Origin of the sequence: Pseudoalteromonas sp. GABNS16E (genome assembly GCF_028598715.1) — a bacterium.
Taxonomy (GTDB): Bacteria; Pseudomonadota; Gammaproteobacteria; order Enterobacterales; family Alteromonadaceae; genus Pseudoalteromonas; species Pseudoalteromonas atlantica.
The window spans coordinates 59,661-70,323 of sequence record NZ_JAQREZ010000017.1 but is presented as its reverse complement, the minus strand read 5'-3'; the positions used below and the strand labels follow the sequence as shown (position 1 = coordinate 70,323).

Annotated in this window: 6 protein-coding genes; 1 reads left to right on the top strand and 5 read right to left on the bottom strand. The window is 40.1% G+C overall.

Features of this window, described 5'->3' with window-relative positions; genetic code table 11:
* Positions 1-204 precede the first annotated feature (204 nt).
* On the bottom strand, positions 205-1,431 hold the full coding sequence (locus PSI06_RS09280; protein ID WP_004588330.1) for an EAL and HDOD domain-containing protein: 1,227 nt from the start codon (positions 1,429-1,431) through the stop codon (positions 205-207).
* A 334-nt stretch (positions 1,432-1,765) separates the two neighbouring features.
* On the opposite strand from PSI06_RS09280, the gene putP reads away from it, so the two are divergent.
* Complete coding sequence (putP, locus tag PSI06_RS09275) at positions 1,766-3,244, top strand: sodium/proline symporter PutP (protein ID WP_004588331.1); 1,479 nt, start codon at positions 1,766-1,768, stop codon at positions 3,242-3,244.
* 116 nt (positions 3,245-3,360) lie between these two features.
* Here putP and fahA read toward each other — a convergent pair whose 3' ends face one another.
* From fahA to PSI06_RS09255, 4 genes are all read right to left on the bottom strand, one after another.
* Positions 3,361-4,674 carry a fumarylacetoacetase gene (gene fahA / locus PSI06_RS09270; RefSeq protein WP_004588332.1) on the bottom strand — a complete coding sequence of 438 codons (1,314 nt, stop codon included), beginning with the start codon at positions 4,672-4,674 and terminating at the stop codon, positions 3,361-3,363.
* 130 nt (positions 4,675-4,804) lie between these two features.
* Complete coding sequence (gene hppD, locus PSI06_RS09265; RefSeq protein WP_004588333.1) at positions 4,805-5,851, bottom strand: 4-hydroxyphenylpyruvate dioxygenase; 1,047 nt, start codon at positions 5,849-5,851, stop codon at positions 4,805-4,807.
* A 308-nt stretch (positions 5,852-6,159) separates the two neighbouring features.
* Complete coding sequence (locus PSI06_RS09260; protein ID WP_273603609.1) at positions 6,160-8,907, bottom strand: metallophosphoesterase; 2,748 nt, start codon at positions 8,905-8,907, stop codon at positions 6,160-6,162.
* Between the two features lie 145 nt (positions 8,908-9,052).
* The gene (locus PSI06_RS09255) at positions 9,053-10,546 is read right to left on the bottom strand and encodes a peptide MFS transporter (RefSeq protein ID WP_039972292.1); all 1,494 of its coding nucleotides are present in this window, start codon (positions 10,544-10,546) and stop codon (positions 9,053-9,055) included.
* Between the last annotated feature and the right edge of the window lie 117 nt (positions 10,547-10,663).

The following is a 10,663-nucleotide window of genomic DNA, read 5'->3' as shown; positions in this document are numbered from 1 at the left end:
AATGAAATTGGGTGCTGGTATTAAATGCGGTGTCTAAAGCTGTTTTAATATTCATAAAAAATCCGATGGCAAATGCTCATCGGATTCTTACATCTATAAAAGATCGGTCAACCGATCATTAAAATATTTCTTAACTGATCGGCATTAAGCAATTGCTGGCATTTTTTATGTGTATTTTGAGCTTAAATAAATAAGCTCTAATGTTTATTGTTCTTTAACCATCAGCTGCATTTGCTCATTAACCCACGTTAAGGCGTCATGGTATGCATTGGCAACTTCTTCGCCTAAATTTAACTGTTTAGCAATTTCGTTGGCGGCTTCCCAATCTGCGTGCTCATAAAACTTAACCAAGTTTAGATACTGAGCAAGCAGGCCTTCGTCATTCAATAGCGCAGCTTTTATCTCTGCAGACAGCGGGAGCTTTTGCATAACGCTTTCCATGGTTTCATCTAAAATAGCGTCCATAAGCGACATCATGCCAGTTAAAAAGGCCATACCGGTATCTTTAAACTGCCCGTGTGAAATAGCAAGTAGTTCGCCAAATCGTGCACGTGTTAGCGAAAGCCTAATTAGCTCAACAGGTTTATCGGCAGAAACTTGCGCTGCAAATAACAAAGATAACAGCTTTTTAATTTCGTTAGCGCCAAGGACGATGAGTGCTTGTTTAATTGTGTTTATTTCTGCTCTGCGCGCAAACGCAGCTGAGTTTGAATAACGCAATAACTTGTAAGATAGATTTACGTCACGTTCAAACACATCGGTTATCTTTTTAAGATCCATTTCAACAGATGAGGTTTCGTAAAGCAGCTCTGCTAATGCCATTTCTGATGGCGGCAGTGCTTTACTTTGTACCATTTCAGGCTTTGAAAAAAAGAACCCCTGAAAATATTCAAACCCAAGCTCAAGAGCTAAATTATAGGCTTCATAGGTTTCTACTTTTTCAGCTAAAAGCTTGATGTGTGGATAGGCTTTAATATCGTTAATTATGGTTTTTATTGCATTTTCATCAGTGGTTAAAAAGTCTATTTTTAAAATATCGATAAACGGGTAAAAATGGCGCCATACTGGTTGGTGAATGTAATCATCAAGCGCTAGGGTGTAGCCTTTTTCTTTTAAATCTTTAACAATAGCCAGTAAGCGCTTACCTGGTTGCACTGTTTCAAGGATTTCTACAACGACCGTCTCTTTCCCTAACATAGTAGGGTAACCTTTAAGTAAGGTTTCTAGGGTAAAGTTAATATAGGCGGGTTTGTTGCCAGTTAAATCTTCTAAGCCAAAATTAAACTGACTCCCTTCGATTAGCTTAGTTGTTGCTTCGTCACCGTCTATGTCTGGAAATACATTATCAACGCCATCACGAAATAATAACTCGTATCCAACAAGCTCCTTTTCGCGGTCTAAAATAGGTTGGCGTGCAGCATAAAAATACATAAATAGTTCCGTACAAAATAATAATTATTAGCAATGGCTATAATATATGGCAAAACGTTCGAAATAGCATTAGGTAATTATTATTGATTTAATGAATTGTTATTAAATATTAGCTATATATGTAAATAAATTTACCGTATATCGGGTGTTTGAGGGTTAAATAGTCAATACGGCTGTTTTTCGTTCACTTCAGTGTAACAAGTTGGAGTTATCACCTTTAAGCATGGTATAGTCAAGACGGATGGTTTTTACCCCAATAGTGTCTTTATTATAATATTTTAAGAGTCATTATTAGGATTAAAAGCCTGTTTTATACAACTTTGTGGAGGCGAATTTGGAAACAGGAATGATTATTTCACTGGCATTGTATTTTATAGTCATGCTTGGCATTGGACTTTATGCATACAAACAGTCTACAAGTGATGTATCGGGTTATATGCTAGGTGGACGTAGCTTATCTCCAAGTGTTGCAGCATTATCTGCTGGCGCATCGGATATGAGCGGTTGGATTTTAATGGGCTTACCTGGCGCTATGTTCGTTACTGGCTTTAGTAGCACATGGATAGCAATAGGCTTGGTTATTGGTGCGTGGTTAAACTACTTTTTAGTTGCGCCTCGTTTGCGTGTTTACACTGAAAAAGCGAACGACTCAATCACAATCCCAGACTACTTCTCTAATCGTTTTAATGATAAATCAAACCTTTTACGTGTAGTTTCTGCGGTAGTAATTATTGTGTTCTTTACGCTTTATACATCATCAGGTGTTGTAGCAGGCGGTAAATTGTTTGAAAGCTCGTTTGGCTTAAGTTACGAAATGGGTTTATACATCACCACTGGTGTTGTTGTTTTATATACCTTATTTGGTGGCTTCTTAGCAGTTAGCTTAACTGACTTTGTGCAAGGCTGTATTATGTTTATTGCCTTGATACTGGTACCGACCGTTGCTTACTCTTTATTAGATCAACCGCTAGAGTCAACGCTACATAGCGTTAACCCCGATATGCTTAATTGGATAGGTGCAGGCTCTGCATTAGGGATTATTTCGGCAATGGCGTGGGGCTTGGGCTACTTTGGTCAACCTCATATTATTGTACGTTTTATGTCGGTGCGTAGCGTAAAAGATATGCCAACGGCTCGCCGTATTGGTATGACATGGATGATAGTTGCAGCCATTGGTGCTGTGGGTACTGGTTTATTTGGTGCCGCGTACACTTATGAAAACAACATTGTTGTTGAAGACCCAGAAACCATTTTCTTAATTCTTTCTGAGTTATTATTCCACCCATTAATTGCTGGTTTCTTATTGGCGGCTATTTTAGCTGCAATCATGAGTACAATTTCTTCGCAGTTACTTGTTAGTTCAAGTTCGTTAACTGAAGATTTTTACAAAACGTTTTTACGCAAAGAAGCAAGCGACACAGAGCTTGTTACTGTAGGGCGTATTAGTGTAGCAGCAGTCGCTTTGTGTGCTATTTACTTAGCGTACGATAGAGACAGCTCAATATTAAGCTTAGTAAGTAATGCATGGGCAGGTTTTGGTGCGGCATTTGGCCCTCTGGTTTTATTTAGCCTGTACTGGAAACGCATGAACTTTGAAGGCGCACTAGCAGGTATGGTTGTAGGTGCTGGTACGGTTCTGTTTTGGATTTACTCACCATTTATGATTGATGGGCAAAGCTTAAGCAGTTACATGTACGAAATTGTACCAGGCTTTATTTTAGCAAGTATTGCAATTGTAGTTGTAAGCTTAGCGACGAAAGAGCCAGCGCAAAATATTACTGCGCTATTTGATGAGGTTGAAAAAGACCTTTAATCAACCCGTACTTTAGATACGAAAAAGCCACCTAGTTTAACTAGGTGGCTTTTTTATTTGCTATGTGTTGTCCTCAAATGTGTTTGCTTATTTAGGACATATCAATAACCAATAAGTTATTTAGCAGGTAATACTGTGCTTTCTACACTACCAAAGCCAATACGGGCATAGCCTGGCTTTTCACACCAGCCGCGCATAATTACGTTATCGCCATCTTCTAAAAAGCTGCGTTGCTCACCATTACTCAGGGTTATTTTTTCTTTACCACCACGAGAAAGCTCTAATAAAGAGCCCGCTTCTTCATGTGTAGGGCCTGACTGCGTGCCAGAGCCGAGCATATCACCTGGCATAAAGTTACAGCCATTTACAGTATGATGGGTCACCATTTGCGCCACAGTCCAATATGAATGTTTGAAGCTTGAGGTAGAGACCTGCGTAGGTTGGTGGTTTTCATCACGCATTTTTTGAGTCTGAATTTTAACATCCATTTGAATATCAAATGCACCTTGCTCGCGGTTAGCGGCAGATTCTAGGTACGGCATTGGCTGAGGGTCGTTTTCATCACGTGTCCAGCTAGTTCTAAAAGGTGCAAGTGCTTCAGTGGTGACAATCCAAGGCGATACGGTTGATGCAAAGTTTTTAGCTAAAAACGGGCCTAATGGTTGGTATTCCCATGCTTGTAAATCACGTGCTGACCAATCATTAAATACACAAAAACCAAATACATGGTTTTCAGCGTTTTCAATGGCGATAGCATCACCCAGCGCATTGCCTTTGCCTAAGTAAATACCGAGCTCTAACTCGTAATCTAGGCGCTTACATGGGCCAAATGATGGGGTATCTGCATCGGGCGCTTTAGTTTGCCCTTTAGGGCGGTGAAACGTTTGCCCCGATACATCAATAGAAGAAGAGCGGCCATGATAGCCAATCGGCACCCATTTATAGTTTGGTAAAAGCGGGTTGTCTGGTCTAAACAAGCTACCAACGGCTGTTGCATGGTAAATTGAGGTATAAAAGTCGGTGTAATCACCAATACGACACGGCAGTGAAAACTCTATATCAGCTTGAGCAATAAGGGTACTTTGCATTTCTTTTTGTTGCTGTGCGCCTTCACGCAATGCTTTTGAAAGCGCTAAGCGCAGTGCTGACCAGTATTGCTCCCCTAAACCCATAAATGTATTTAGTGTTGATTCGCTTGCTGCATCTAGGGCTGTTTTAGCATCACCGGTAAAAATGTTTAAGTGGCTCAATTTTGCTAAATCAATAACCTGATCGCCAATAGCAACCCCGCCTCTAAATTCTTCATTTGTGTTTTTAGTACGAAATTCTGCAAAAGGTAAATTTTGAATCGGGAAGTCACAGCCTTTAATATTGGCCGACTCTACCCAGCTAGTTAAATTAATGTCGTGGGTTTCGTTAATTTGGCTCATTACTTATCCTTTAGGTTTGATGTTGGGTGCATGCATTTATTTAAGCATACTTGTATCTTGCACCCTACTTTTTAAATATTAAAACGACAAAAAGCAGCGAAGATCGCTGCTTTTAATTTACTCAAAAAAGTTATAAAACGCCGCGGCGCTCTTGGTCTCGCTCAATTGACTCAAACAATGCTTGGAAATTACCTTCACCAAAACCACCATCATCTACACGTTGGATCATTTCTATAAAAATAGGTCCAAATAGGTTTTTAGAGAAAATTTGTAATAGGTAGCAGTTTTCACTTTGGCTATCGACTAATATTTGATGCTCGCGAATTTTTTCTTTATCTTCTGCAACCCACGGTACACGGTCAAAAATAGTGTCGTAATACTCAGGAATAATGTCTAAAGTAGCAATGGTCGATTTATCAAGCTTATCAAGCGAGCTAACTAAATCGTCAGTTAAAAACGCGAGGTGTTGTACACCAGGGCCATTATATTCGCCTAAATACTCGTCAATTTGGTTGTTGTTATTGCCTTTACCTTCATTAATAGGAATTGAGAAGGTGCCACAGGGTGATTTTAATGCATACGATAGCAGCGCTGTTTTTTGACCTTTAATATCGAAATAGCGTACTTCTGTAAAACCAAACACGTCTTTGTAAAAGTTTGCCCATGTTTCCATAGTGCCTTTGTAAACGTTATTAGTTAGGTGATCTATACGTATAAAGCCTTTATCTTCAACTACATTAGGTGATGATAAATCTTCAAAGTCAGACTCATAAATAGACCCTTTATCACCAAATTGCTCAATAAAGTAAATCAGGCTATCGCCAATACCGTAAATGGCGGGATAAGGTAAGTCTTTATGGGTTGAGTCGGTTGCGGGTTTTGCACCACGTGCTACAGCTGTTTCAAATGCATGCTGTGCATCCTCAACGCGCCAACCCATAGAGCAAATTGCTGGGCCATGACTTTTTGCAAATTCAGCAGAAAAACCATCGCGTTCGTTATTTAGTAAAAAGTGAATGTCGTTTTGGTTGTAATAGACAATATCCTTGCCTTTAAATTTTTTTAATTTTGAAAAACCAAAATCAGTAAACACTTTATCCATGTAGTCTGCATCAGGTGTTGCGTATTCAGTAAACTCAATACCAACTAAACCTAGTGGATTATTTGCTTCACTCATTTTTATTACTCCTGCAATAAATATTGCTACTGCGATTATGTGTTGTTGTCGTGTTGAGCTAGATAATCAACTAGATTTTAAGTTTGGGGAAGAGGGGGAGCAGATTTAGCATTCGAGCAAACTGTAAATTTAATAAGACGTTTACTTAGTCAATAGGTTTATACCTTACGTTTTAGGGTAAACGAGCATGTATTAGCTTGATGCTTTTCGTTTATTAAAGTTTAAGATATTGATATAAATGAATAAAAAAGAGGTTTTATAAAAATAAAACCTCTTTTAAAAATGTAGTTACGTAATGTTTTTTGTATTTAATTGTTTACGCTTTGTGTGCTGTTGTTAAAAAATGTGTTGCGCTGCTCGAGCCAAAGGTTAGGTTTTACGGTTGGAGCTGCTTGGTAATGGCGCTCAATAGCTTGGTTTAATACCCGTGTTGTAGGGGTAAATGTCAGCTTTGATTGTGCACTGCCCATGCTTTTAATTTCGTCTCGAGTCAGGGCGCGCCCAGCATATAAAAGGGCGTTTAAATAACCGGGCACTGTTTCAAAGTTGTTATCTGTAAAGAGTAAAACAGATGACGTTAATGCCCAGGTGTTATTTATTTCACCGTCTTCTTTAACACCAGCAAGCTCGCCGTCTATGTACACTTCAAATACCCCATTACTGGGGGCGGTATAAAATACAAATGCAACTCGGTGCCAGTTTTCAGGCTCTGTTTGTCCAAAGTAACCACTATCACTAGTTGATTTACCATAACCGCCCGTTGGGTCGATAAACATATCGGCATCATCAGTGAGGTAATCTTGTGTGTTTGCTTGCATGATAGCGCGATAAATATCTTTGCCTTCTTCTGGCCAATATAAATCCATTACTAAGGTGTAATCAGAAACCATTCCTTCACTTGCATAATCACCATTGGCAGATGTATTTAAGGTTATTAATAACCCCTCGGTAGGGGCGTGGCGTGAAAACGCCATTACACCTGAGCTGCCATCAGAAAAATCAGCAATACCAAGTGCTTGAGTTGTATTATATTGTGTTTCTTCAGGGCCCCAGTTTGTTTGTTCTGGGTCAAAATAGCTCAATACTGAAGGGCCATAATCTGCTGCCAAAGGGCTATTTTCATCGTCAAAATTCCACACTGTGACATTGCTTTGCTCATTACATGAAAAGAGTTGATTATCGGTATCTAGGTATAAGCATTGGCTTGTTCTAAAACGCGCATATTGATCAAGTAACCACCATGCTTCGTCAATGGCTTCTACGTTTGAAAAGGTAACACCGCTAAAAAATAGCTCAGGATTAAGCGCTGCGCCTTTAAACAACGCAACCTGGTAAGTGCTCGCAGCTTGTATATCATCTGGTTTGAGTAAAAACCAATCAGGCTGATTGGCAAACATGGTGTTTAAATCGCTACCTGTAACCGTTACGCTATATAACGAATTAAAGCCAGGAGTGTTAGAGGGCTGGCGCTCAACATAGTAGGCTTTATGAAAGTCTTCTTGTGTTAAGGTCCCTGGTGTCCACCTTGTTTGTACTAATTCTGGGTTAAGCAGGGCCGCCGTTATATCACTTGCATGGGCTGCAGCTAAAGCCGTTATTTCTGCAAGCTCTAAACTACTTGGGTAGTTTTCAGAAATAGCAATTTCTGTGTTTGCATCAGGTGCATAGCGGCCCATAATTTCATCAATTGCCAGTTTAGTTGGTTCATCACGTTCGCTGATGCTGTCAGTTTCAATGGTGCTGTAATCTATTGTTGGCGATGTTTTATCTTGCAAGTAAAACGTAAGAGTAACATCGGTGATGCCTTTGGCGTAAAAATCTGGCTGAATAACCACAGCGCCGTTCTCGAGCGTATTATAACTTTCACCGCCATGAGTATGGCCGCCTAACACTAAATCAATACCGCTTACATCGGTTGCCATATCAATGTCTAAGCCTTCACCTAAATGGCTTAGCATTACCATGTAGTCAACATCGTCTTGGTATTGGTTTACTATACTTTGTGCTATTTGTTGCCACTGCCAGCTCATTTTAAATTGTTTGATAAAATCAGGTATAGGCTCATCGTCTATCGGTTCATCTAGCTCGTTCCAAGGTACTGAGGTCATACCAAATACACCTAAGGTCACACAGCCTACTTGTACTTTAGCAAAGCCTACAGCGGCAAAGTCTTGTAATTGTTCGCCTTCATAGCGTGTATTACTGGCAAGTACTATGGCGTTATCATCTTGCGAGTAGCTTAATAACTTTTCTGGCCCCCATGCGTAGTCGTGATTTCCTACCACACGTAAATCAAACTTCATGGCCTTAATGGCTTCTTCTGTAGCGCTACCTTGTGATAGTTGCTCAGCAACAGTGCCTTTTTCGTAGTCATCCCCCCCGTTGGTAAAAAGGGTATGCGGCGTTTGGGCAAGTGCTTGATTGTAGTAGGCTTTTATGCGGCTAAAGTATTGCTCCTCATAACCGAATCGCGCATGTAGGTCAGCAACATGAACAAATCTAACCGATTGCTCTGTGGCTGTGGCATCACACGTTGGGCCTATAGCTGCAAAGGCCTCATTGCGCTGCATCATAATAGCGAAGGTTCCTAGTGTTGTTACTTGCGCACTTACAAACCCATCTGCAACAAAAGAGTTATCAATAACTGCCCAGCTACCGCCAGATTGTCTAGCAATAAATAGCTGGCCTCCTAATTGGTAATCATCAGGTATTTTTATGCTGATAGTAATTGGATCACTAAAAGAAAGCGTACTTGGGGTGAGTAGGTGTATATCTGAGATAATATTTAGTAGTGCATTTGCATCATCTAATACTGTTTTTTCGTGTGTAAGTTCAGTGTTTTGAGAGACGGCATTGGCAGGTACAGTCAGTAAAAAGCTTCCTTCATCAAGGCTGACATCTAAACCTGTAGTTGTAGATACTGTTAACTCGCTAGGCTCAGGCTCAACGGGATCATTAGGGTTAGTTGTAACTTGATCGTCTGAACCACCACAGGCTGATAAAAAAACAATGCTTAAGGTTAAAAATAGGGTGTGAGATAAAGTTAACAAGCGCATGTACTGCGTCCCTGAGACTAGTTAAAAATTAATCAGCAGATGATACCAGTTTACAGCGAGGTGATATAGAAATTTGAGAAAATTTCCCCCATAGCGGCTATGGGGGAAATTATAATTAGTATTACGCGTAATTAAACGTGCAATATTATGCAGCTTTTTCTTCTAGGCCTTGTTTTTCCCATACTTTCGCTTTAAAGCTCATAAGCACTAAAACAATACCTACGCCAATGCTAAATAAGGCAATTTGTAAGTATAAGTTAGGGATTTCTTCAACGTTATTTGGATCAAAGTTACCAGCCAGTAAGCCAGCAATAATGTTACCAATTGAATAAGTTAATACAAATACACCCATCATTTGGCCTGTGTAACGACGTGGCGAAAGTTTACTTACCGCACTTAATGCTACAGGGCTTAAACAAAGCTCACCCACAGTATGCAAAAAGTAAGTAGTAACAAGCCAGTAAGGTGCTACTTTTAAACCTTCAGCTGCGTAGTGAGCGGCCATAAACATAACTAAAAAGCCAGAAGCCATAATAATTAAGCCCATTGCACATTTTACGCTGTAAGTAGGCGATACCATCTTTTTAGATAAATTAATCCAAAGCGCGGCAAAAAATGGCGATAAAGCAATAATAAATAGTGAGTTTAAAGATTGGAACCACGTAGTCGGAATTTCAAAAGTACCAATAAGGCGATCTGTGTAATCACGGGCAAAGAGGTTAAGTGATGAACCCGCTTGCTCAAAGCCAGACCAAAAACACGCAGAGGCAACACACACTAAAAATAGTGCCCACATTCTTTGTTTTTCGCCCGCTGTTAATTTACCTGTAAAGTAAATAACCCCGAAATAAATAAAGAATATAATAGTAAACACAACAGCTGTGTAGCCTGCTAAAACAGTTGGGTTAATAATAATTGCGCCCGTCATTGCTGCAGCGGTCACACCAGCGGCAATAACAACAAAAGCAGCAATACCAAACCATGCACGAGATGCACCTTTAGCGCTTAATGGGTTAGCCGGTAATGCACTGTGCTCTGGTAGGTTGTTAAGCGTGCGCTTATATTGGATTAAGCCAATAGCCATACCCACAGCAGCTGCACCAAATGCCCAGTGCCAACCTACGTTTTCCATAAAGTAACCACATACGTAGTAACCAATTAAAGAACCTAAGTTAATACCCATGTAGTATATAGCGTAACCGCCATCACGGCGCTCATCAGCATCGCTGTATAACTGGCCTACCATTGCGCTGATATTTGGTTTTAGCAAACCAGTACCTGTAGCAACAAAGATCAAACCAATAAAAAATGAATACTCATGAGGCACGGCCAAAATAATATGGCCACACATGATGATGATACCGCCGTACCATACGGCCTTTTGACCACCGAATAATCTATCCGCTAGCCAACCACCCGGTAAGCCTAAGAAATAAACGGCACCTGTGTATAAACCGTAAATTGCAGCAGCTGATGCAACCGTAAAGGCAAGGCCTTCTTCTTGTAGGCTTGCTGTCATAAACAATACGAGCATCGCTCGCATGCCGTAGTAACTCATTCGTTCCCACATCTCAGTGAAGAACAATGTCGAAAGTCCTTTAGGGTGGCCAAACCAACCACTATCTGGAGCTGAACTCATATTTACTTCCTAACTTTAAGAATTGTTGTAATGGCCTTATAATTTTTTGCTTTAGCTGTTTTGTGCCATGGGCACTAAAACGCTCGACCATCTGTATATTATTTGTAGCTAAGATAA

Bases quoted from the DNA above. Each gene is read 5' to 3' on its own strand.
- fahA (WP_004588332.1), bottom strand. From the start codon at position 4,674: ATGAGCCAAATTAACGAAACCCACGACATTAATTTAACTAGCTGGGTA.
- PSI06_RS09255 (WP_039972292.1), bottom strand. From the start codon at position 10,546: ATGAGTTCAGCTCCAGATAGTGGTTGGTTTGGCCACCCTAAAGGACTT.
- hppD (WP_004588333.1), bottom strand. From the start codon at position 5,851: ATGAGTGAAGCAAATAATCCACTAGGTTTAGTTGGTATTGAGTTTACT.
- PSI06_RS09260 (WP_273603609.1), bottom strand. From the start codon at position 8,907: ATGCGCTTGTTAACTTTATCTCACACCCTATTTTTAACCTTAAGCATT.
- PSI06_RS09280 (WP_004588330.1), bottom strand. From the start codon at position 1,431: ATGTATTTTTATGCTGCACGCCAACCTATTTTAGACCGCGAAAAGGAG.